Origin of the sequence: Streptomyces sp. NBC_01232 (genome assembly GCF_035989885.1) — a bacterium.
Classification (GTDB): Bacteria; Actinomycetota; Actinomycetes; order Streptomycetales; family Streptomycetaceae; genus Streptomyces.
In genome coordinates this window covers 2655252-2677592 of the sequence record NZ_CP108518.1, presented here as the reverse complement: position 1 = coordinate 2677592, position 22341 = coordinate 2655252, and the positions used below count along the sequence as shown (strand labels likewise).

Sequence of the window (22341 nt, the reverse complement as noted above, 5' to 3'; positions counted from 1 at the left end):
GAACCACTGTGCTCGTGCTGCTGCCGCCGTCCGAGGGAAAGGCCGCCGGCGGCCCCGGCGCACCCCTGAAGCCGGAGGCGCTGTCCCTGCCCGGTCTCGCTCCGGCCCGTGCGGCGGTGCTGGAGGAGCTGGTCGAGCTGTGCGCGGCGGACGAGACGAAGGCGCGCGAGGTGCTGGGCCTGAGCGAGGGCCTGCGCGGCGAGGTCGCCAAGAATCTGGAGCTGCGCACGGCCGGTGCGCGTCCGGCGGGCGAGATCTACACGGGCGTGCTCTACGACGCGCTCGGCCTGACGGACCTGCCCGCGGCGGCGCGCGCCCTGGCGCAGGACTCGCTGCTCGTCTTCTCGGGACTGTGGGGTGCGGTGCGGATCACCGACGCGATCCCCTCGTACCGCTGCTCGATGGGGGTGAAGCTGCCCGGGCTGGGCGCGCTCGGCGCGTACTGGCGGGGGCCGATGGCGGAGGTCATGCCGGAGACGGCGGGGGACGGGCTGGTGCTGGACCTGCGGTCGGCCGCGTACGGGACGGCGTGGAAGCCGAAGGGTGAGGTGGCGGGGCGGACCGCGACCGTCCGGGTGCTGCACTCGCAGCTGGTGGACGGGGTGGAGAAGCGGTCGGTGGTGAGCCACTTCAACAAGGCGACGAAGGGTCGGCTGGTACGGGACCTGCTGACGGCGGGGGCGGTGCCGGGCGGGCCCGCGGAGCTGGTCACGGCCCTGCGGGACCTGGGGTACACCGTCGAGGCCGAGGCCCCCGCGAAGGCGGCGAAGGCCTGGGCGCTCGATGTGGTCGTGACGCAGATCCACCACTGACGCGACGTCGCGGGGCCGCGGCGGCGCCACGGCTCTGCCGCTGCGGGGGCGGGGTTTACCCGGCCGCACCCGGGAGCTGTCCCGGGCGTGGCCGAGTGGCGTCCTGCTGCCCCGTGCGGCTCAGCAGGACGAAACCGTCCCGCTCGGCAACGGTGCGGTACCCCCGGAACCGGGCGATGTCGAGGGCGACCAGCTCCTGCTCGACCGACATCGGCCAACGGTGGTTCGGCACGACCTTGGTGTCAACCATGATCCACTCGGGATCGGGCCGGCTGTCCTTCCAGCCGTAGACACTGACGCTGGTACGGCCGGCGAGGTGGGGCCCCAGGTTGTTCGACGCCTGGACCGTGGCTCCGTCCGGGATCTCGGCCATCACACTGCGGGCCACCGCACTACGGGGATCGGTCCGCCAGGTCGCCGGCTGGACCAGCTGCCACAACGGGAAGTGCGGCAGCAGCAGCAGAGTGACGGCCGCGGAACCCGCCAGGTAGCGGCCCAGGCTGTGGCCACTCGCACGCCGCCGGTGCAGGGCGTCGATGAATGCCGCGAAGACGATCGGCATGATCGGCAGCGCGTAGTGGTAGCCGGTGCCCCAGTGGGCCGGGTAATCCGAGGCGAGACGCCACACCACGGTGGGCAGCGCGATCAACAGGAGCGGCGAGCGCAGCGCCAGGAACAGGGTGGGAGCCAGGATGAGGATGAGGGTCGTGACCTTCTCCTGCGGGGTGATGAGACCGAGGGTCACCTGGTGGAGGAACCCGATCAGGCCGCCTCCCGACTTGCCCGCGCCGCCTCCGGGATTGTGGGAGGCGAAGTAGCCGTCGAAGCCGCCCGGGTGGGAGGCGGCCAGCACCAGCACGGCGAGCGCGACCGCGGCCAGCCCGGCCGCGGCCGTGACGAACCCCAGCCTGCGGCCACCGCGCCCACCCCGCCACGCGATGACCAGGCCGATCGCGGCCACGGTGAGGCCGAGGTCCTCCTTCACCAGCACGAGCGGCAGCGCCCAGTACGCGGCGGCGCGCAGCCGGCCGCTGCCGAGGGCGGTCAGGGAGAAGGCGAGCAGGGGAACTGCGAAGGCCCATTCGTGGAAGTCGTAGCCGACCCCGCTCGCGATGCCCCACGAGACGCCGTAACAGGTGCCGATGACCACGGCGGCGGCGGACCCCAGTGTCCTGCGGGCCCAGAACGCCAGCGGCAGCACGCTCGCGGCGACCAGTGCGGCCTGCGCGACGAGCAGCAGTTCCGCCGACGGCCACAACCGGTACAGCGGCGCGAGAAGGGCCAGGACGGGAGAGAAGTGGTCGCCCAGGACGGGGAAGTCCGGCCCCTTCACCTCGGAGACGGGCAGGTTCCCGTCCGCATAGGACTGCACGACCTGTACGAAGATCCCCAGGTCGAAGGAGTGGGAGAGCAGATGCTCGTGGATCCGCAGGGACAAGGCCGTGTAGGCGAAGCACAGTGCCCCCGCCATGGCCCAGATCCACCAGGTGGCCCCGGGGCGTCTTCCCGCAGGCGTCTCCGGAGCCGCCCGTTCCTCAGTACCCGACTGTTGCAGTGGAAGCGCGGCGGCGTTGCCGATGGGTGCTTGCATGAACCCTCAAGATGCCAGCAACCCCACGGGCCGAGCGCGGAGCTGCCGCCCGTGTGGGCGGTTTCCCCCGAATGGCGGACGCACGGGCCCCCCGCACGAACCCCGTACGTGCAGGCGCGTCCGGACCCCGTTTCCTCAGGTCCCCGGACCCGGGCCGCCTCTTTCGGATCTTGTCCGAAAGAGGCGCTAGCGGCCCAGGGGCCAGGCGACCGCCGTCGGGGTGCGGTCCGTGGTGTCCGCGTACGCGGCGCAGGCGTCCGTCAAGGTTTCCAGCAGGGTGAGCGGGTCCGGCAGGGGGTGTTCCATGCCGCGGATCCAGGTCACCGCCTGGTCACCGGGCAGGGCCGCCGGCGGGACCAGGACGTAGCTGCCGCGGCAGTGCCAGCGCAGGCCCGGGTGTTCGTCCATCGTCTCGGGGTGGCAGTCCAGTGCGCACGGCCACCACTCGTCCTCGTCCTCGGGGGTGCCGCGGGTGGCGGTGAAGAAGAGCATCCGGGCCTGGTCGCCGGTGCCGCCCGATTCGGCGACGGGGCCGACCTCGATCCCGGCCTCCAGCAGGCGGGAGAGGGCGTTGGTTCCGGCTTCCAGCGGGACGTCGAGCACGTCGTGGACCATGCCGGTCGCGGTGATGAAGTTGGCCTGGGGCTCGTTGCGGGCCCAGCGTTCGACCTGTGCACGGTCGGTGGTCGACTGGGTCTGCCAGGCGAAGGAGACGGGGTGCCTTGCGGGCGTCGGACAGCCGATCCGGTCGCACGAACACCGGTAACCGGCGGGATGGGCGGCGGGGGCGAGCGGCAGGCCTGCGGCGGCGACGGCCAGGAGGAGCGCCTCGCGCTCGGCTCCGGGATCCTCGGCGGTGGGTTTCTGCCGCCGGCGCAGCCACTGGGAAATCCTGCTCTGCTCGCCGCGTTTGACGCGGCCGGACTCAGACCCCATCTATCCCCTCACCTCACCGTATCCCCGGCGGACCAACCCATCGTCCCACCATCCTGAGCCCCGGGTGACCGCTCTTGACGAGCGGGGGGTTGGAGATGTGCGACCGGAAAGCCCCACATAAGCACAGAAACAGGCCAAATTTCGCGGCCGATCTTGGATCGCCGGCCTGCTAGCGGTCGGTGACGTTGGCCACCCCGCCCAGCACCCGGTCCACGAGCGCGTCGGTGTAAGCGTGCGTCAGGGGCGCGGTGCGCAGCAGCCAGCGGTAGGTCAGCGGCCCCAGCAGCATCTCCACCGTGAGCCGCAGGTCCGTGTCCGGTGCGAGCTGGCCGGCCTCCCGGGCCGTGTCCAACCGGGCCTCGTACAGGGCGAGCTGCGGCTCCAGCAGCTGCTCGGTGAAGCGGGCGCCGAGCTCGGGGTCGGTGGCCCCGGCCGCCGTGAGGGCGCGCGCGGGGGCGTCGTACTTCTCGTCGTTGAACTCGTCGACCGTCGCCCGCAGGACGTTCTTCAGGTCGGCCGCCAGGTCCCCGGTGTCCGGGAAGCCGGTCCACTCGGCCTCCGTCTCCGCGTCGCCGGCCAGGGCCAGGGAGGCGTCGAGGAGGACGGCGGCCTTCGAGGGCCACCAGCGGTAGATGGTCTGCTTGCCGACGCCCGCACGGGCGGCGATGGCCTCGATCGTCAGCTTGTTGTAGCCGACCTCCCCGACGAGGGCGAGTGCCGCGTCGAGGATGGCGCGCCGGGAGCGGTCGCTGCGGCGGGTGGCGTCAGGGGTCTTGGGCATGGCCCGAAACTATCAAAGCGAGACGTCTCGTCTTTCCATAGGTTTGCTTAAACCACCCAATCAGTTCACTGTGCTGTCCTGGTGGAGGAGAGACGATTCTCTCCAGCACTCGTCCCGAGTCGTGAAAGTCGTGAGGAGCCTTCTTTGCGCAGAGACGCCACACCCCGGCGCTACCTGATGTGCCCACCCGCACACTTCAAGGTCACGTACTCCATCAATCCGTGGATGGATCCCACGAAACCGGTGGACCTGCCCCTCGCACTGGCCCAGTGGGAGGATCTGAGGGACCGCTACCGCTCCCTCGGGCACATCGTCGAGACCCTCGAACCCGACCCGGCGCTGCCCGACATGGTCTTCGCGGCGAACGGGGCCCTCGTCGTCGACGGCCGGGTCCTCGGGGCCCGCTTCGCCCACCCCGAACGGGCCGCCGAGGCCGAGCTCCACCTCGACTGGTTCCGCGCCGACGGCTACACCGAGATCCACGAGCCGTCCCACGTCAACGAGGGCGAGGGGGACTTCGCCGTCACCGACCGCTACATCCTGGCCGGCCGGGGCTTCCGCTCCAGCCCGCTCTCGCACGACGAGGCCCAGGAGTTCTTCGGCCGTCCGGTCATCGGCCTCGACCTGGTGGATCCGCGCTACTACCACCTGGACACGGCGCTCAGCGTCCTCGACGGCGACGAGATCATGTACTACCCGGACGCCTTCTCGCCCGGCAGCCAGGGAGTGCTCAGGCGGCTCTTCCCGGACGCCCTGATCGCCGACGGCCGGGACGCTGCCGCGCTCGGACTGAACGCCGTCTCCGACGGTCTGCACGTCCTGCTCCCGCAGGCGGCGACCGGACTGCTGGCACCGCTGCGGGACCGGGGCTTCGAGCCGGTCCCGATGGACCTGGGCGAGCTGCTCAAGGGCGGCGGCAGCGTGAAGTGCTGCACCCAGGAGCTGCGGCCGTAGGAACGCCTACAGCGCCGGGGGCCAGGCCTGGCCCCAGTCGACGTCCCGTGCGGCCTTGTAGAGATCGCCCTGGCGCTTGGTCACATTGACCCGGGTCAGGCCCTCTTCCCCGGTGCCGCACAGCTCCAGCAGGACGAGCCCCTTCCGGATCTGCGGCTTCCGCGTGATCCGGGAGGCGGCCGGCTCCGTCGGGAAGCGGGTCGCGGCGACGTAGCTGAACTTCTCGTCCTCGTACGGCAGCGAACCGCCCTTGACCTGCCGGTGCAGGGAGGAACGGCTGACCCGCGCCGAGAAGTGGCACCAGTCCTGGCCGACCTCGATCGGACAGGTCCCGTCGTGCGGGCACGGGGCGGCGACCCGCAGCCCGGCCGCGATCAGCTGGTCACGGGCCTCGCGGATGCGCAGGTAGCCCTCCGGAGTGCCCGGCTCGATCAGCACCACCGCCTGTCCGGCCCGAGCCGCCTCGGCGACGACGGCCGTGCGCGCCTGCGGGGTCAGCTCGCCGAGTACGTACGACACCGTCACCAGGTCGGCCTCGGGGATGCTCAGCCCCGAGCCGATGACGGCCCGCCGCCAGGCGGCGCCGCGCAGCACCTCGGAGGCCGAGGCCGCCGCGAGCTCCCGGCCGAGGGCCAGCGCCGGCTCCGCCCAGTCCAGCACCGTGGTCTCCCGCGGGCCGTCCCAGGTGGCGTCCACCGCCCAGGTCGCGGCACCCGTGCCGCCGCCCACGTCCACGTGCGAGCCCGGAACCCAGTCGGGGGCGGCCTCGGCCAGAGCGTCGAGGGCGCTGCGGACGGCCTCGAAGGTGGCGGGCATCCGGTACGCCGCGTACGCCGCCACGTCGGAGCGGTCGCGCAGTACGGGCGCGTCGGTCGGGGTCTGCCCCCGGTAGCTGGCGATGAGCCGCTCGACGGCGGCCGCGGCCTGCTTCGGCGGGAGTCCGTCGAGCAGGCCGCCGAGGGTGCGGCGGAGGGTCTCGGCGGAGGTGGGGGCGGAGGCGTTCACCTGCGAAGTTTATGCCGCCCGTCCGCGTGGGCCCGCACGGGACGGGCGGGAACGGCGACGGAGCGAGCGGACCGCAGCGCCGCGAGGTGCGGTGGGTCATCGGGTGCCCGCGATCCATCGCCGGATGGCCGCATTGGTGGTGTCGTCGAGTGCGGAGACAACTTCGATGGCGTGACAGTCTCCGGCGAGTGGTGGGATGCCGGCGGTGGTCAGCGCGGCGTGCAGGGCGAGGCGCCTGCCGTGTGCCGCACTGATCCGGCCGGCAGACTGCTCCTGTGGGTCCGGGGTCGCCGCGGTGCTTTCGAGGCGGGCCTGCTCCCTGTCCCCGAGCCCCCGCACACCGGGGAAGCGGTAGGGGTCGAGTGCCTCCTGTGGTTTCAGCGCGTGCGAGGAAGCTCGCCACGGTTTCATGCAGGGACCTCCTGGAATCTGCCTGAGTGCGGGGACGTTGCGGTGGGGCCGTGCGGGGGCGGCGCGGGTGGGCGGCGGATCGGACGTCTTCGGGCGCGGTGGAGGAGGGGGCACGCACTCACGTCCGCTGCTCATGCAGGACATGGGCGCCCGCGGCGATCACCGCGGCGAGCTGGTTGGCGACGGATACGCTGCACCCGCCGAGCCGGACGAACCCGCGTGAGCCCACGGGCCCGTCGTTGGTCAAGGAGGGCAGGACCAGCCCTGCGAGTGCGAGGGCCGCCTCGAGACTGGTGACAGCGTCCAGGCCCGCCTGGTAGGCGGCGTCCTGAAGTCGCTTGTAACGGATCCGCTCGGCGTGGGAGGGCTCGTACGCCATCGTTGCTGTCCTCTCGGTCTGTCGTGGGTGTGGTGCGTGGTGCTTTGGCGCTGCGCGAGCCGGGTCGGTCCGGATCGGTGAACCATGCGGTCGCGCAGGTGGCAACGGAGTCCGGGCAGCCGTCGGCGCAAGATCGCGGACCGCCCGTGACTTATCGGATTCGGTTGTCGTTCCTCAGGTGAAAACGATCACTGCGGCTCTGGGAAGGACCACGTTCTCCATGCGGTTAGCGGCTGTTGCGCCTTCGTCCCTGGCGCCGTACGCGGCTGCACCGGCTCTGGGCTCGCCGGGGCGGCCACGGCTGGGGTGGCAGGCTCCGGCGCTGCCCGGCGGGCCGCACCCGGCGGGGGGCTTCCCGGACGTTGTCGTCATGCCCCGTAATGGAATTTGGGGGCAGCGGGGGGCCTGGAGTTGCGGTGCCGTGGCGTCGGCTGGCGGGGCGGCCGGGTGAGCGTGATCTGGCGGACGAGCTGTTGGAAGCAGGCGAGCGCGGCGATGGCGGGAAGGGTCGCCGCGGCCTGGGCGGCGAGCGTTCGCGGCGCCTGTGACACGCACAGCAGCGTGGCCAGAGTGGAGAACAGCAGGACGACGGACCACGAGTGGGTGGCGCGGCGCTGGTGCAGGGCCGCCCTGAGGATGGACAGGGAGGCGACCGTCCATGGTCCGTAGATCAGCAGCGGCCACCAGCCGACCATGTCCTGGGCGGTGCGGTCCATGGCGCTGTGCCGAAGGGCGTCACAGATGGCAAGGCCGCTGAGGGTGCTCACGACGGCGGCGATGAGCGCGACCAGCAAGGCCGTGCACAGACTGCCCGTCCGCATCAGGGCCATGGCCGGCGCCTTGGCCGCGACGGTCCGACGGTGTCCGCGGGACACGTGCGCCTCCGGCAATCCGATGATGTCCGGCGGTCCGGCCACCAGCCCGTCGGTGCTCATCGTGTCGTTCGCATCGTCGAAGACGGCCTTGCCGAAGGCCTGCTCCCGGCTGGCGGCCGCGCTCTCCTGAAGGAGACAGGCGAGCTCCTCCGCCGGATCCCATCCGCTGTTCGCCCGGCCCAGTCCGAGCGATGGATGCCCTGTGGCCGTGTGCTGTTCAGGATCCGGCCCCGGCCGGAACGTGCGGGCCTCCGGTGGTGCGTGGAAGCCGTTCCAGTCGGGATGACCGAGCGATCCGTACGTCTCATACACGGGAGTCGTGCCTCACCTGGTCGTCGGGGCACGTCCCGGACGCGGCCACGGCGCGCGACCGCAGGTCGAACTCGCGATGGATCGCGCTGATCTCCTTCAGGAAGTCCTCGACGACCGAGGCCGAGTAATTCAGTTCGATTTCCCGGCCTTCGTGATGCAGAGTCGCGTTCTCGCCTTGAGCGCGGTCCGGTGAGGCCGGCGTGAATGTCCATTTGCCCATGTGGGCGCCCCCGGGCGGAACGGGGACATCCATGTCTGTTGTTTGACGATTGAAGATTCTTCCGAGGCTTGCTCTTGTCATAGTCCACCCAACGCTCCCGGCGGCGGGCAGGGTATGCGCCATGCGAGTGATGATGGCGGGGCGTGCGCGTGTTGACCGCTTCCGTTCATCGTTTCTGCACCCTGCCCAACGCCTCGGCGTCGCGCTTCGTGCCCTCGGTGCCGCCTCATGCAAATCGGAAAAACTGCAATCCGGCAGCGTGCTGCTGCACATGGCTGCAATGAGGGGGCGGGGCCATAACCCTGCATATGCCGATGCGTTGTGTCGTTGTGTTGCTGAGGGTTCGACCGCGGGCCCGCCGAATGAATCCGTCACCGGAAAGGGACCGCTGTGGCAGATGTGTTGATGAGGCTTGTGCTGATCTGTGCAGTACTGGGTGCGTTCTGGAGCGCACTGGCATCGTCCGGGGTGGGCCGAATGCGGCACAGGGACATCCTCGAGCTGAGGCGTCAGCAGCGCTTCAGGTATGTCCTGGCCCGGAACGCGCATGCCGGCCGGCCCTTCCCGCCGGAAGCCCCGGCGGCCGCCGAACCGGCGCGAGAACCCGGCGGCGGTGCGACGTGTGCCGCCTGCGGGGCCCTGTCCGGTTGGGAAGGCGGCGTATCCGGCTGAGCTCCGGCGCTGCCCACCGCTTACGAGGGCCGGGTGTAGATCCGCTTGGTGTCACGGATGAACCCGCGGCTCTGTTCGGGGCCGAGCGCTTGTGCTTGGAGATGGTCGTACATGAGGTGGTAGGGCTGGCGGTCCGCCGGCTTCTCCAGGTAGAGGTCGCTGGTGAAGCGCTCCAGGTACACGACTCCCGCGTCGCTGTCGGGGAACGTGAGGATGGAGAACTGCCCCGAGACGCCGGGGTGGGCTCCTGCGTCGTGCGAGAGGATCTGCACGGTGATGTGCGGTTGTGCGCCGAGCCGGTTCAGATGCTCAAGCTGTTCGCGCATGATGTCGGCGGTGCCGACGGCGCGGTGTAACGCCGATTCGTCCAGAACCACCCATAAGCGGAGGGAGCGGGCGGGGTGGTGGGCGCGATGCTGGCGCCGTAGCCGCACCTCGAGACAGGTAGCGGCCTGCTCGGCTGTGATGTGGGGGTTCGTTTCCCCGATGACCGCGGCGGCATAGGCGGGGGTCTGCAGCAGGCCGGGGATCACCAGAGGCTCGTACGAGTGGATGGCGACGGCCTCCGTCTCCATCCCGACGAACACGCTGTAGGGGACGTCGCCGTAGGCGACCCACCAGCCCTGCTGCCGGGACTGCTTCGCCATCCGCATCATCGAGGCGACGAGCGACTGGTCGGTGACCTCGTAGAGCTCACACAGATCACGCACGTCGCGCGGGTTGATGGCGCGACGACCCGTCTCCAGCAGGCTGATCTTGGACTGGGACACCAGCAGCCGACCCGCAACCTGCTGGGACGTCATGCCCGCGGCGCGGCGTAGTTGGCGAAGTTCCGCCCCCAGGCGGCGTCTTCTGACGGTGGGGCTTCCGTTCGCCGCCATGGGCGGTCTACCTCCAACTACAGGGCCTCATGCAGAAGTGCACAACCCGACAACTGTCGCCAAAAGCATTCTGCATACCCGAGCCGACGAGGCGTGCACCCGGGCGGCGAAGACCACCTGTTCGGCCCAAGGGAATCGCCCGCAATGATGCCCCCGACGCCAGCCGGCCGCACGCCTCGCCGTGTCTCTGGCCAGCGGAAACCGTCACGGCGTGACACCGCTGATGCCCCCGCTGGTCGCGTTAGCCCATCCGGGTTTCCGCGGGCTCCAGCGGTTTGCGGTTCTGCCACGGGCGGCACAGGCCGAAGAAGGCGCTCAGGGCCAGCACCGCGCACACCAGCTGCACCAGCGCCATCGGGACCGCCGTGTCCTCGCCCGCGATGCCCACCAGCGGCGAGGCGATCGCGCCGACCAGGAACGAGGTGGTGCCGAGCAGCGCGGAGGCCGATCCGGCCGCGTGCGGGGTCAGCATCAGGGCCTGCGCGTTGGTGTTCGGCAGGACCACGCCCATCGCGGACATCAGCACGAACAGGGCGGCGGCGATCGGGGTCAGCCCGACCTCCCCGAACACCCCGGTCGACATCAGCAGCAGGGCCACCGTGGAGGCCGCGACGACGCCGAGCCCGACGGCCAGGACCTTGTCCAGGCTGACCCGGCCCACGAGCAGCTTGCCGTTGATCTGGCCCACGAGGATCAGGCCGACGGAGTTGAGCCCGAAGAGCAGGGCGAAGGCCTGGGGCGAAGCCCCGTAGATCTCCTGCACCACGAAGGGCGAGGCGGATATGTAGGAGAAGAGCGCGGCGAAGGCGAAGCCGCCGGTGAGGGTGTAGCCGGCGAAGACGCGGTCGCCGAGGAGGCCGCGCATGGTCCGCAGGGCGGAGCCGACGCCGCCCGTGTGGCGCCGCTCGGGCGGCAGGGTCTCGCCGAGGCTGCGCCAGACCATCAGGGTGAGCACCGCGCCGACGACGGTGAGGACGACGAAGACCCCGCGCCAGTCGGCGAAGCGGAGCACCTGGCCGCCGATGAGCGGGGCGATGATCGGGGCGGCCCCGGATATGAGCATCAGGGTGGAGAAGAAGCGGGCCATCTCGTCGCCGTCGTACAGGTCGCGCACGACGGCCCGTGCGATGACGATCGCGGCGGCTCCGGCGAGGCCCTGCAGCAGCCGGAAGGAGATCAGCAGCTGGGCGGTCGGGGCGAGCGCGCAGATCGCCGTGGCCAGGACGTAGACGACCATGCCGATGAGCAGCGGCCGGCGGCGGCCCCACTTGTCGCTCATCGGGCCGATGACGAGCTGGCCCAGGGCCATGCCGGCGAGGCAGGCGGTGAGGGTGAGCTGGATGGTCGCGGCAGGGCTGTCCAGGGCGTCGGTGACCTGCGGCAGGGCCGGCAGGTACATGTCCATGGACAGCGGTGGGAGGGCGGTGAGCCCGCCGAGTATGAAGGTGACCAGAAGGCCCGTGCGGCGTGCGGCCGTCAGGGGCGTCGTGGCGGTGGGGGCAGAGGGCGATGCGGGCGACGAGTCGTGCGGGGGGGCCGTCGCGGGGCCTCTCTCCGACATGCGGAACTCCAGTCTTCTCATCTGATCTACGCACCCCTGACCGACCCATGCTCTCAGCAATCGGAACGTCCGGGGAGCGGGGCGCCGTGTGACGTACCCTGCGGCCCCATGGACGAAAGTACGAAGAAGATCGCCGTGGTGACGGGTGCCGGATCCGGAATCGGCCGCTCCGTGGCTCTGGCCCTGGCCGCCGCCGGATGGTCCGTGGCCGTGGCCGGCCGCCGGCCCGAGCCGCTGGAGGAGACCGCCGAGGCCGCCGGTGACGGCGCCGACGTACTGCGCGTACCGGCGGACGTGAGCGACCCGGACGACGTGACTGCGCTGTTCGAGTCGGTCCGCGCGCGGTACGGGCGCCTCGACCTGCTCTTCAACAACGCGGGCACCTTCGGCCCGGGCGGGGTCCCGCTGGAGGACATCACCTACGAGGCCTGGCGCTCCGTCGTCGACGTCAACCTGACCGGCGCCTTCCTGTGCGCGCAGGCCGCCTTCCGGCTGATGAAGCAGCAGGACCCGCAGGGCGGCCGCATCATCAACAACGGCTCCATCTCGGCGCACGTGCCGCGCCCGAACTCCATCGCCTACACCGCGACCAAGCACGCGATGACGGGCCTGACCAAGTCCCTGTCGCTGGACGGGCGGCCGTACCGGATCGCCTGCGGCCAGATCGACATCGGCAACGCGGCGACCGAGATGACCGAGCGGATGCAGACCGGCATCCTGCAGGCCAACGGGCAGCTGGCCGTCGAGCCGGTGATGGACGCCGCCGACGTGGCCCGCACGGTCCTGCACATGGCCGGACTCCCGCTGGAGGCGAACGTGCAGTTCGCGACCGTCATGGCGACGGCCATGCCGTACATCGGCCGCGGCTGAGGGACGGGAATGGCGCCCGGCCGGCCGGGGTTGAGGCGGTCATGACGACCGAAGTGCTGCGCTACACCGCGTTCTCCCACGACCCGGACGGCGGCAACCCCGCCGGGGTCGTGCTCGATGCCTCCGGACTGGACGAGCACGCCATGCTGGAGATCGCCGCCGGGCTGGGCTACAGCGAGACGGCGTTCCTGACCGCTCCCCCCGAGGGGCTCGGCGGTGAGGAGGGCCGGTCCTTCACCGTCCGCTACTTCAGCCCGAAGGCGGAGGTCCCCTTCTGCGGGCACGCGACCGTGGCCACGGCCGTGGCGCTGGGGGAGCGGATCGGGCCGGGACAGCTCCTCTTCTCCACCCAGGCGGGGACCGTACCGGTGTCCGTCACCTCCGAGGACGGGCGGCTGCGGGCCACGCTCACCAGCGTCGAGCCGCACACCGAGGAGATCGGCGCCGCCGACCTCACCGAAGCACTGGCCGCGCTGGACTGGCCCGGGGCCGACCTGGATCCGGCCCTCCCGCCCGCCATCGCCTACGCCGGAGCCCGGCACCTGGTGATCGGCGCCCGCACCCGGGCCCGGCTCGCGGACCTCGCCTACGACTTCGCCCGGCTGGAGGCCCTGATGCGGCGTCTGGACCTCACCACGGTCCAGCTGGTGCACCGGGCGGGCCCGGCCGAATTCCACGTACGGGACCCCTTCCCGGTCGGCGGCGTGGTCGAGGACCCCGCCACGGGAGCCGCCGCGGCCGCCTTCGGGGCGTACGCGCGCGAGCGGGGCCTGGTCCCGGCCGACGCCGTGCTCACCCTCCACCAGGGCGAGGACATGGGCCGCCCCGGCGTGCTCACCGTGGAACTGCGCGAGGGCGACCCGCGGGTGCGCGTCGGCGGCGCGGGAGTACGGATCGCGTGAGCGCGCACACCGGACCGGAGCCGGCCCCCCACCGGCAGGCACAGCGGGACCGGGGCATGCGGGTCCTGCGTTTCGCCGAGGCCGAGGTGCCGGCGGAGCTGGCCCGGCAGGTCGCCGCCATCGAGGCGGCGGCCTGGCCGGGCTCCGCACCCGGCCACGACCCGGCACTCCACCCGCGGACGATGCTGCTCGTGGACGGGGCGGGGACGGTTGCGGCCTCGCTGTCGCTGCTGTACAAGCCGGTCCCGCTCGCCGGGCGGACGTACCGGGCCGCCGGACTCAGCTCCGTGGCCACCGGGCCGGAGCTGCGCGGCCGCGGGCACGGCGGCCGGCTGGTGGCGGCGGCCCACGCCGAGCTGGCGGCCGACCCGGCCGTGGACCTGGCGCTGTTCAGCTGCGACCGTCCCCTGGCCCCCTTCTACGGGGCGGCCGGCTTTGCCGTGCTGCCCGGAACGGTGCTGGTGGGCGGAACCCCCGAGGACCCACTGCCCACCGACGCCCCTGGCTTCGACAAGGTGGTCCCGGCGGCCTTCTTCACGGACGACCCGGAAGGGGACCGTGCCGCCTTCACGGGCGTCCGCGTCCCGCTGCACCCCGGAAACACCGACAGGCTGTGGTGACGGGCCCGCGAGCTCTTCACCACAGCCCGTCGGCCTCGGCTGTATCCGCAGAGGGGGGCAGTGTCCCCGCGGCCGGTCAGCCGGCGGGCGTGGAGCCCGAGTCCGCGGGCCGCGCCTGCGGCGCGGCCGCCGGGCGTCCGCGGTCGACGAGGAAGAGCGTCAGCACGGGGACCAGGTACAGCAGCCACACCGTGAGCTGGAGGACGGTCGGGTCCGGCTGGAAGTTGAAGACGCCCTTGAGCAGGGTCCCGTACCAGCTGTCCGGCGGGATCGTCTCGCTGATGTCGAAGGCCTTGTCGCCCAGTCCGCCCAGGAAACGGGCCTCCTGGAGGTCGTGGACCCCGTACGCGAGCACGCCCGCGGCCACGACCACCAGCATGGCGCCGGTCCACCGGAAGAACTTCGCCAGATTGATCTTCACGGCGCCCCGGTAGAACAGGTAGCCCATCACGATCGCCGTGCCGATGCCCAGCAGCACACCGATCAGCGGCGCCGACGAACCCTCGCCGCTGGCCCGTACCGACGCCCACACGAACAGCGCCGTCTCCAGGCCCTCCCGGCCGACGGCCAGGAAGGCGGTGGCGACCAGCGCGGCGGTGCCCATGGCGAGCGCCGTGTCGAGCTTCCCGTGCAGGTCGGCCTTCAGATGGCGCGCGGTGCGCTTCATCCAGAAGACCATCCACGTCACCAGACCCACCGAGATGATCGACAGGGCGCCACCGAGCAGCTCCTGCGCCTCGAAGGTCAGCTCCTGGGTGCCGAATTCGAGCATCGCGCCGAAGGCCAGCGAGAGCCCGCAGGCGATCGCGATGCCCAGCCACACCGGACGCAGGGCGTCCCGGCGCTCGGTCTTCACCAGGTACGCGACGAGGATGCAGACGACCAGGCTGGCCTCCAGCCCCTCGCGCAGGCCGATCAGATAATTGCCGAACACGGCGGTTGTTCCTCTCCGGCGGTTGCTTAACCGAACAGCGTCCGGCCCCACCAGTCGTCCTTGTCGCGGACGCCCGGCGGGACGGCGAAGACGGCCGAACCCACGTGCTGGATGTATTCGTTGAGCACGTCGGACCGGGCCAGATTGCGCTGGATCGGGACGAACCCCTTGCGTATGTCGCGCTGGTAGGCGAGGAAGAACAGGCCCGCGTCGAGGCGGCCCAGACCGTCCGTGCCGTCGGTGAAGGAGTAGCCGCGGCGCAGGATCGTCGCACCGTTGTTGGTGTCCGGGTGCGCGAGACGCACGTGCGCCTCCGGCTTCATCGCCTTCAGGAACGGTTCGTCGCGCTCCTTGGACTTGCCGACCGGGGCACCCTCGCCCTTGTCGCGGCCGAAGATGTCCTCCTGCTCCTGGAGCGGGGTCCGGTCCCAGGTCTCGATGTTCATCCGGATCCGGCGCGCCACCAGGTACGAGCCGCCGGTCAGCCAGTCGCTGCCGTCGCCCGCGCCGACCCACACGTGCTTGTCCAGGGCGGCCCGGTCGGTGCCGGAGATGTTCCGGGTGCCGTCCTTGAAGCCCATCATGTTGCGCGGGGTCTGCTCGTCGGGGGTGGTCGACGAGGTCTTGCCGAAGCCCAGCTGCGACCAGCGCATGGCGGTGCGGCCGAAGCCGATGCGGGCCAGCTGGCGGATCGCGTGCACGGCGACCTGCGGGTCGTCGGCGCAGGCCTGGACGCAGAGGTCGCCGCCGGAGCGGGCCGGATCCAGGTTGTCGCCGGGGAACAGCTCCAGGTCCACCAGCGCCTCGGGGCGCTTGCCCTCCAGACCGAACCGGCCCTTGGCGAACAGCCCCGGCCCGAAGCCGATGGTCAGGGTGAGCCGGGAGGCCTTCAGCCCCAGCGCCTCGCCCGTGTCGTCCGGCGGGGCCTCCGGGAGACCGCCGAAGCCGCCGTCACCGACCGGCAGACCGGCCGTCATCAGCCGGGCCGCCACCGTCCACTCCTTGAGGAGCTCGACCAGTTCCCCGCGGTCCTTCGTCTTCACGTCGAAGGCCGCGAAGTGCAGGCGGTCCTGCACGGCGCTCGCGATACCGGCCTGGTGCTCGCCGTGGAACGGCACGGCCGCCCCGGCGGCCGCCGCCGACACCATGTCCGAGCCGCCGCCGAACGAAGCCACCGCACCGCCGGCCGCGGCGGCGCCGATCGCGAAACCGGCCCCGCCCCAGCCCAGCACCGCGCGCCGCGAGGGCGCGCCGCCGGAAACCGGCGCGCCGCCGTCACCGTCCTGCCCGGGCTGCTGCGCAGCCGAGTCCGACTCGGTCATCGTGTTCTCCCGCCTGCTTCTCGTCCCTGTCCCTGTCCGCTACTTGGTGACCGCGGCGGCGAGCTTGGAGAGCGGCTCGGCGAGCGCGTTCACGCCGTCCGAGAGCTCCTTGCGCTCCGGCTCGCCGACCTTGTCGTACGAGGTGAACTCGTAGGTGGTCTTGTCGGCGCGGTACTTGTCCAGCAGCACGGTCAGCGCCGCGAACTGGGTGTCCAGCTGCTTGACCAGCTCCGGGTCGTTCTTCACGGCGATCGGCTTGAGCAGCTCGTACGCCTGCTGCGCACCCTCGACGTTGGCCTTGAAGTCGACCAGGTCGGTGTGCGAGTAGCGCTCCTCCTCACCGGTGACCTTGCCGGTGGCGACCTCGTCGAGGAGCTCCTTGGCGCCGTTGGCGATCGAGGTCGGGGTGATCTCCGCCTGGCCGACCTTCTTCTGCCAGTCGGTCAGGTCCGCGATCAGGGTGTCCGCGAGCTGCTTCTCCCGGTCGGTGATCTTGCCGTCGACCCAGAGGGCCTTCTCCAGACGGTGCCAGCCCGTCCAGTCCTTCTCCAGGTCCTGGCCGGCCTCCAGGCCGTCCTCGCGGACGTCGACCTTCGGGTCGATGTCGCCGAAGGACTCGGCGACCGGCTCGGTGCGCTCCCAGCCGATGCGGGAGGGCGCGTAGAGCTTCTTCGCGGCCTCGACGTCGCCGGCCTTGACCGCGTCCGCGAAGGCCTGCGCCTTGGGGAGGGTCTCCTCGGCCTGGGTGACGACGTAACCGCGGTAGGCGGAGACCGCGGCGTCCATCTCGGGGCTGCGCTTCTCCTCGCCGCCCTTGCCGGTGGCCTTGACCTTCTGGGCGATGCCGTCGCCCTTCATGCCGGGCTTGCAGACGATCTCGTAGTCGCCCGCCTTGATCTCGGCGGTGATGGAGGCCTTGGTGCCGGGGCCGATGTTCTCGCGCTCGGTCACGATGCGGGCGTCCGGGAAGAGGACGTAGACCTCGGTGACCTTGGAGCCCTTGTTCTCGACGTCGATCTGCACCTTGCCGGACGGGAACTCCGTCCTGGACACCTCGCAGGCGCTGTCGGACGCCGCCACCTTGATCACGTCGTCGCCGCCCGCTGCGCTCTTCTGGGAGCAGCCGGTGACGGCGGTCAGTGCGGCCGCGACGGTGGCTGCGGCGATGGCGGTGAGGCGAGCGGGGCGCATACGGAGGCTCCTGGCGTCGGGCGAAGGGGCCGTCCCGAGGAGGGAGAGGCCGGTGAGGCGGACCTAACTTAACCGAGGCTTACCTCACCCATACCCTCTCGTACCGTGATTCAGGTCATAGGTTTTCGCTCCGGACACGGCCCTGTCACGGGCCCTCCACGGCAGGCCCATGGCACGGTCAAGCCGGGGTCAAGTCAGGTGTGCGTTCGGTATGGCGGAACCGGCGGAACCGGCGGAAGCGCTGGAACCGCTGGAACCCGCGGAACCGGCGGACGCCTTCGCGGCCCGGACGGGAACCACCAGCGGCGCCCCGGTGCGCGGGTGCGGGAGCACCTCCACCGGCTGCCGGTAGACGCGGCTCAGCAGCTCGCCCTCGAACACCTCGGCCGGCGGGCCGTCCACGGCGATCCGCCCGTCGTGCAGGACGGCGGCCCGGTCCGCGTAGGCGGCGGCCAGCCCCAGGTCGTGCAGGACGACGACGACCGCGTCCCCGGCCGCGGCCCGCTCCCGGCAGATGCGCAGCACGAGCTCCTGGTGGCGCAGGTCGAGGGCGGCGGTGGGCTCGTCGAGCAGGAGCAGCGGGGCCCGCTGGGCCAGTACGCGGGCCAGCGCGACCCGGGCCCGCTCACCCCCGGAGAGGGCGGAGAAGGGGCGCGCGGCGAAGTCCGTGACCTCGGTGGCGGCCATGGCGAGGGCCACCGCCTCCTCGTCGGCGTCGGCGAGGGGGGTGCCGGCCCAGGGCGCGCGGCCCATCCGTACGACGTCCTCCACGGGGAAGGGGAAGGACAGTGCGGCCGACTGCGGGAGGACGGAGCGGCGCAGCGCGAGATCCGGGGCGCTCCAGTCGCCCACCGGGCGGCCGTCGATCCGGATCTCCCCGGAGGCGGCGGGCAGGTCGGCGGCGAGCGCGCTCAGCAGCGTGGACTTGCCCGCTCCGTTGGGGCCGACCAGTGCGACCACCTCACCGGCCCGGGCGGTCAGGTCGATCCCGGCGAGGACCTCGCGGTGCCCGAGCCGGACGTGCAGGTCCACGGCCTCGGCGACGGCTTCACCGGGGGCGGGGCGGGCCGGGACGGTCCTCCGGGTACGGGTGAGCAGCCCCGTCAGTCTGCTGGTCACGCCCAGCCTCCTTGCTTGCGGCGGGTGCGGCGCAGCAGCCAGAAGAAGAACGGGCTGCCGAGCAGGGCGGTCAGTACACCGAGCGGCAGCTCGGCGGGCTGGGCGAGGGTCCGGGCCGCCAGGTCGCCCGCGACCAGGACCACGGCGCCGGCGAGGGCGCTGCCGGGGACCAGGAAGCGGTGGCCGGGGCCGTTGGCCATGCGCAGCAGGTGCGGGACGAGCAGGCCGATGAAGGTGATGACGCCGGCGACGGCGACGGCGGCGGCGGTGAGCAGCGCGACGACCAGGATGAGGGCGAGGCGCAGCCGTTCGACGTCGATGCCCAGATGGCGGGCGGGCCGTTCGCCGAGCGCGAGCAGGTCGAGCCGGCGGGCGTAGAAGGGGGCGACGAACAGGCCGGCCAGGGCGCAGGGAAGGACGGCGAGGACCTTGGGCCAGGTGGCCTGGGCGAGGGAGCCGAGCTGCCAGAAGGTGATCTGGTTGACCTGGCCGCTGTCCGCGAAGAAGACGAACAGGCCGATGAGGGCGCCGGCGAAGGCGTTGACGGCGATGCCGGTGAGGATGAGGGTGACGACCTCCGTCCTGCCGCCGTTGCGGGAGAGGAGGTAGACCGAGCTGACGGTGATCAGGCCCGCGACGAACGCGCAGACGGTGATGGTCCAGTTGCCGAAGAAGCTGAGGCCGAGGCCGATGGCGGCGACCGCGCCGACGGCGGCTCCGGCCGAAATGCCGATGACGCCGGGCTCGGCGAGGGGGTTGCCGAAGACGCCCTGCATGAGCGCGCCGGCGCAGCCGAGGCTGGCGCCGACGAGCAGGGCGAGCACGACGCGGGGGAGGCGGACGTTCCACAGGACGCTCTCGCCGACGCGGTCGAGGGGGGATCCGCCGAGGCCGAGGTGGTGCTGGACGGAGGCGAGGACGTCGGGCAGGGGGATGTCGTAGGCGCCGGTTCCCGCGGAGAAGAGGGCGAGGAGGGCGAGGACCGCCACGAGGGCGGTGGTGAGCAGAGCGGCCCGGCGGTGGCCGCGCGACCGCGGCTTGGGCGTTGCCGGGGCGGGGTCGGGGGCCGGGGCGGGGGCGGCCGGGTCGGCGGGGCCCGTGGCTGCGGTTCCGGTGGGGCCGGGTGCGCCGGCCGGGTCGGCCGGGCCGGTTCCGGTGGGGCCGGGTGCCTGCTTGGGCAGCTCCTCGGGCGCCGAATGCGACGAGGTGTCGCGGGGAGCGGTGGCGGTGGCGGTGGTGGGGGTGGGGGTGGCGGCGGTGCGTTCGGCACGCGGGGATGGGCCGGGCGCGCTCGCGGTCCCGTCGGATCCGGCGGTCGCGGGCAGGTCCCGGGCTTCCGGGTCGTGGAGGGCCACCTCAGGCGCCCTTGCCGTAGAGCTGGTCGACCAGGGAGGAGAGGACCTGGTCGGTGCGCGGGCCGTAGTTGAGCAGGACGCCGTCGTCGACCGTGACCACCCGGCGGTCCATGCCGGCCGGGGTCTGGGCGACGCCCGGGATCTTCACCAGGCCGTCGATGCCGCCGACCGATTCGAGGCCCTTGGACATGACGAGGATCGCGTCGGGCGCGGCGGCCGCCAGGGCCTCGCTGGTGATCGGGGTGAAGTCCTTGCCGAGTCCGGACTCCTTGCCGGTGTCGACCGCGCCGGCCGCCTCCAGCAGCGATGCGGCGCCGGAGTCGGATCCGCCCAGCAGATAGACGGAGGCCGTGCCGCGGAGGTAGAGGAAGGCCACCCGGGGCTTCTTGCCGGAGGCGGCCGGGATGTCCTTGCGGACGGTGGCGATCCGGTCGGCGGTGCGCCGGTTCAGCTGCGTGCCTGCCTCGTTGACGCCGAGCGCGGCGGCCACCGCGTCGATCCGCTTCGGTACGTCGTCCAGTCCCTTGGCGGGGGCGATGACCAGGACCGGGATACCGGCGTCGCGGATCTGCTGAATCGCTTCTCCCGGTCCGGTGGTGGTCTCGGCGAGCACCAGCGTCGGGCGCAGCGAGAGCACGCTCTCCGCGGAGACGTCATGTCCACGTGTCACCACCGGCAGCCGGGCGGCCTGTTCGAAGGTGGCTGTGATGTCCCGGGCGACGACCTGCTCGCCGAGGCCCAGGGTGTGGACGATCTCGTTGAGGCTGCCGCTGAGGGGGACGACCCGGTCCGCGGAGGTGATCGTGACCTGGGCGCCGTCGACGGAGGGCACCGTGACGGGAAGGGCGGGCCGGGGCGCCGGAGCGAGTGGTTCCACCCGGTCCGGAACCGAGGCTGCGCCGGGGGCCGATGAGCCCGGGGTGGTGGCCGTACCTCCGCAGGCCGTCAGCGCGAGTGCCAGTGCTGCCACGGCAACGGCGAGACGGGGAAAGCGGTGTGACGCGGCGGGCGTAGGCACGAATGCACCGTCCTGATCGTCCGACTGAGGTTCTGGAGACCGGGGGGTGTTCATCCGGCCGTGGTTAGCTTAGGTTAGCCTAACCTTGCCCGCTAGACCTTAGGAGGGGGCGGTCATGCCCACGAGACCCGTCCGTACGTTCGCCGTCGCCCTGTTGGCGGCCCTGCTGGGCGCACTGCTCCCGGCGACCGCCGCCCGGGCGGGCACCGTACAGGGGGGCCGACTCGACTGGGGCATCAAATCGTCTTTCCAGAGTTATGTCACGGGTCCGGTGGCAAAAGGCAGTTTCAAGCTGAAGAGCGGCGCCGCCACGGTGGGCGGCAGCCTCTTCCGCTTCCACTCCGCGAGCGGTTCGTACGACCCGGACTCCGGTGCCTTCGAGGCCTCCTACTCGGGCGGGGTGACCTTCCAGGGGCACCAGAAGCCCGACGGCGTCTACGAACTGGACATGACCATCAGCCGCCCGACCGTCAAGATCTCCGGCGGCAAGGGCACGCTGTACGTGGACGTCTCCAGCAAGGCCAAGGACAGCGGCGCGGTCACCAGCCAGGCGCAGGTCGCCTTCGCCTCCCTCGGCGTCGGCGGCATCAACATGAAGGGCGGCGCCAGCCCGCTGACCCTCACGAACCTCCCGGCCACCCTCACCGCGGAAGGCGCCAAGGCCTTCGCCGGCTACTACGGCGCCGGCACCCAGCTCGACCCCGTCTCGCTCTCCGCCGACGTCAAGACCGCCCCGGCCGCCGCGCCCCCGCAGTCGGCGACTCCGCAGTCGAGCGCCACCACCGAAGCCGCCCAGTCGCCCGGCGCCTTCACCGACGCCGCCGTCGACTGGGGGGTGCGCCGCACCTTCCGCGAGTACGTCACCGGCTCGATCGGCCAGGGCAAGTGGACCCTTGCCGAGGGCGCCCAGGACGGCGGTGCGCTGTTCCGCTTCCCGCAGGGCAAGGGTTCGTTCGACGGCGCGAAAGGCACTCTCGACGCGGCCTTCGCCGGCACCGTCCAGTTCACCGGAGCCCACCTGGACCTCACGCTCGGCAAGCTGAGCGTGAAGGTGGCGGACGGAAAGGGCGTCCTGTCCGCGGACGTCACCGCCGGCGGCCAGACGAAGAACGCCGTCCCGCTCGTGGAGTTCGACGCGAAGGGCCTGAAGACCGAGGGCAAGCTGGCCACCCTGACCGAAGCCCCCGCCACCCTCACCGACGGCGGCTCCCAGGCCTTCAACTCCATGTACAAGGCCGGCACCGAGATGGACCCCGTCTCGCTCGCCGTCGCCCTGGACGCCACCGCCCAGCTTCCCGCCCTGCCCGACCTGGGCTCCACGGCCTCGCCCGCCGCCCCCGCGGCCGCGTCGCCCTCCGCCGAGCCCGCCCCGGTCGCGAAGGACGCGGAGTCCTCCGACGCCGGGCTCTTCATCGCCCTCGCCGTGGCCGTCCTGGTCCTGGCCGGCGGCGGTGCCCTCCTGGTCGTGCGCAAGCGGCGTACGGCCCAGGCGGCCCCGGCCGCTGCCTCCGCCCCGGCCGCTGCCCCCGCTCCGGCCGCCGCCTCCGACCCGGACGCCGCAGCCCCCAAGGGCACGTCCACCGACGCTCCGTAGCAGGCCCGCTCCTCCTTCCCTTCTCC

Annotated in this window: 22 protein-coding genes; 6 read left to right on the top strand and 16 right to left on the bottom strand. The window is 71.9% G+C overall.

The features are described from left to right. The first annotated feature begins 8 nt into the window (after positions 1 to 8). Positions 9 to 812 carry a peroxide stress protein YaaA gene (gene yaaA, locus OG444_RS12520; RefSeq protein ID WP_327262247.1) on the top strand — a complete coding sequence of 268 codons (804 nt, stop codon included), beginning with the start codon at positions 9 to 11 and terminating at the stop codon, positions 810 to 812. A 55-nt stretch (positions 813 to 867) separates the two neighbouring features. Here the strand turns inward: yaaA and OG444_RS12515 are convergent, their stop codons facing one another. The 3 genes from OG444_RS12515 to OG444_RS12505 form a co-directional block, all read right to left on the bottom strand. Further along, positions 868 to 2283 carry a DUF2079 domain-containing protein gene (locus OG444_RS12515; RefSeq protein ID WP_327262246.1) on the bottom strand — a complete coding sequence of 472 codons (1416 nt, stop codon included), beginning with the start codon at positions 2281 to 2283 and terminating at the stop codon, positions 868 to 870. A 306-nt stretch (positions 2284 to 2589) separates the two neighbouring features. After that, positions 2590 to 3339, bottom strand: coding sequence for a bifunctional DNA primase/polymerase (locus OG444_RS12510; protein ID WP_327262245.1), 750 nt, complete (start codon positions 3337 to 3339; stop codon positions 2590 to 2592). 169 nt (positions 3340 to 3508) lie between these two features. Further along, entirely contained in the window at positions 3509 to 4120 is a 612-nt protein-coding gene (locus OG444_RS12505; protein ID WP_327262244.1) for a TetR/AcrR family transcriptional regulator, read from the bottom strand. A gap of 81 nt (positions 4121 to 4201) precedes the next feature. Between OG444_RS12505 and ddaH the strand changes: the two genes are divergently transcribed. Beyond that, complete coding sequence (gene ddaH / locus OG444_RS12500) at positions 4202 to 5074, top strand: dimethylargininase (RefSeq protein WP_383199146.1); 873 nt, start codon at positions 4202 to 4204, stop codon at positions 5072 to 5074. Positions 5075 to 5080: 6 nt separating this feature from the next. Here ddaH and OG444_RS12495 read toward each other — a convergent pair whose 3' ends face one another. The 7 genes from OG444_RS12495 to OG444_RS12465 form a co-directional block, all read right to left on the bottom strand. Then, the gene (locus OG444_RS12495) at positions 5081 to 6079 is read right to left on the bottom strand and encodes a small ribosomal subunit Rsm22 family protein (RefSeq protein ID WP_327262242.1); all 999 of its coding nucleotides are present in this window, start codon (positions 6077 to 6079) and stop codon (positions 5081 to 5083) included. Between the two features lie 96 nt (positions 6080 to 6175). After that, positions 6176 to 6490: a hypothetical protein gene (locus OG444_RS12490; protein ID WP_327262241.1), complete on the bottom strand. Its 315-nt coding sequence runs from the start codon at positions 6488 to 6490 to the stop codon at positions 6176 to 6178. Positions 6491 to 6608: 118 nt separating this feature from the next. Beyond that, positions 6609 to 6869 (bottom strand): hypothetical protein, encoded by a 261-nt coding sequence (locus OG444_RS12485; RefSeq protein ID WP_327262240.1) that lies wholly within the window; start codon positions 6867 to 6869, stop codon positions 6609 to 6611. A gap of 368 nt (positions 6870 to 7237) precedes the next feature. Then, complete coding sequence (locus OG444_RS12480; RefSeq protein ID WP_327262239.1) at positions 7238 to 8056, bottom strand: hypothetical protein; 819 nt, start codon at positions 8054 to 8056, stop codon at positions 7238 to 7240. Further along, on the bottom strand, positions 8049 to 8399 hold the full coding sequence (locus tag OG444_RS12475; protein ID WP_327262238.1) for a hypothetical protein: 351 nt from the start codon (positions 8397 to 8399) through the stop codon (positions 8049 to 8051). The genes OG444_RS12480 and OG444_RS12475 overlap by 8 nt, the downstream gene beginning before the upstream one ends. A gap of 569 nt (positions 8400 to 8968) precedes the next feature. Beyond that, a complete protein-coding gene (locus tag OG444_RS12470; RefSeq protein WP_327262237.1) occupies positions 8969 to 9829 on the bottom strand; it encodes a helix-turn-helix domain-containing protein in 861 nt (286 codons plus the stop codon). Between the two features lie 241 nt (positions 9830 to 10070). Continuing rightward, positions 10071 to 11390: a Bcr/CflA family multidrug efflux MFS transporter gene (locus tag OG444_RS12465; RefSeq protein ID WP_327262236.1), complete on the bottom strand. Its 1320-nt coding sequence runs from the start codon at positions 11388 to 11390 to the stop codon at positions 10071 to 10073. Between the two features lie 108 nt (positions 11391 to 11498). Between OG444_RS12465 and OG444_RS12460 the strand changes: the two genes are divergently transcribed. The 3 genes from OG444_RS12460 to OG444_RS12450 are packed head-to-tail and all read left to right on the top strand — an operon-like array spanning position 11499 to position 13782. Continuing rightward, complete coding sequence (locus OG444_RS12460) at positions 11499 to 12260, top strand: SDR family oxidoreductase (RefSeq protein WP_327262235.1); 762 nt, start codon at positions 11499 to 11501, stop codon at positions 12258 to 12260. A gap of 41 nt (positions 12261 to 12301) precedes the next feature. Next, the gene (locus OG444_RS12455; RefSeq protein ID WP_327262234.1) at positions 12302 to 13162 is read left to right on the top strand and encodes a PhzF family phenazine biosynthesis protein; all 861 of its coding nucleotides are present in this window, start codon (positions 12302 to 12304) and stop codon (positions 13160 to 13162) included. Continuing rightward, complete coding sequence (locus OG444_RS12450) at positions 13159 to 13782, top strand: GNAT family N-acetyltransferase (protein WP_327262233.1); 624 nt, start codon at positions 13159 to 13161, stop codon at positions 13780 to 13782. The genes OG444_RS12455 and OG444_RS12450 overlap by 4 nt, the downstream gene beginning before the upstream one ends. A gap of 76 nt (positions 13783 to 13858) precedes the next feature. Here the strand turns inward: OG444_RS12450 and efeU are convergent, their stop codons facing one another. From efeU to OG444_RS12420, 6 genes are all read right to left on the bottom strand, one after another. Next, a complete protein-coding gene (gene efeU / locus OG444_RS12445; RefSeq protein WP_327262232.1) occupies positions 13859 to 14716 on the bottom strand; it encodes an iron uptake transporter permease EfeU in 858 nt (285 codons plus the stop codon). A 26-nt stretch (positions 14717 to 14742) separates the two neighbouring features. Then, on the bottom strand, positions 14743 to 16038 hold the full coding sequence (gene efeB, locus OG444_RS12440; RefSeq protein ID WP_327262231.1) for an iron uptake transporter deferrochelatase/peroxidase subunit: 1296 nt from the start codon (positions 16036 to 16038) through the stop codon (positions 14743 to 14745). Between the two features lie 39 nt (positions 16039 to 16077). Further along, a complete protein-coding gene (gene efeO, locus OG444_RS12435; protein ID WP_327262230.1) occupies positions 16078 to 17229 on the bottom strand; it encodes an iron uptake system protein EfeO in 1152 nt (383 codons plus the stop codon). 189 nt (positions 17230 to 17418) lie between these two features. After that, positions 17419 to 18348 (bottom strand): heme ABC transporter ATP-binding protein, encoded by a 930-nt coding sequence (locus tag OG444_RS12430; RefSeq protein WP_442810507.1) that lies wholly within the window; start codon positions 18346 to 18348, stop codon positions 17419 to 17421. Then, entirely contained in the window at positions 18345 to 19703 is a 1359-nt protein-coding gene (locus OG444_RS12425; RefSeq protein WP_327262229.1) for a FecCD family ABC transporter permease, read from the bottom strand. The genes OG444_RS12430 and OG444_RS12425 overlap by 4 nt, the downstream gene beginning before the upstream one ends. A 1-nt stretch (position 19704) precedes the next feature. Further along, complete coding sequence (locus OG444_RS12420; protein WP_327262228.1) at positions 19705 to 20721, bottom strand: heme/hemin ABC transporter substrate-binding protein; 1017 nt, start codon at positions 20719 to 20721, stop codon at positions 19705 to 19707. A gap of 115 nt (positions 20722 to 20836) precedes the next feature. Here OG444_RS12420 and OG444_RS12415 point away from each other — a divergent pair, with 115 nt between their 5' ends. Further along, positions 20837 to 22315, top strand: coding sequence for an HtaA domain-containing protein (locus OG444_RS12415; protein ID WP_327262227.1), 1479 nt, complete (start codon positions 20837 to 20839; stop codon positions 22313 to 22315). Positions 22316 to 22341: the final 26 nt, after the last annotated feature.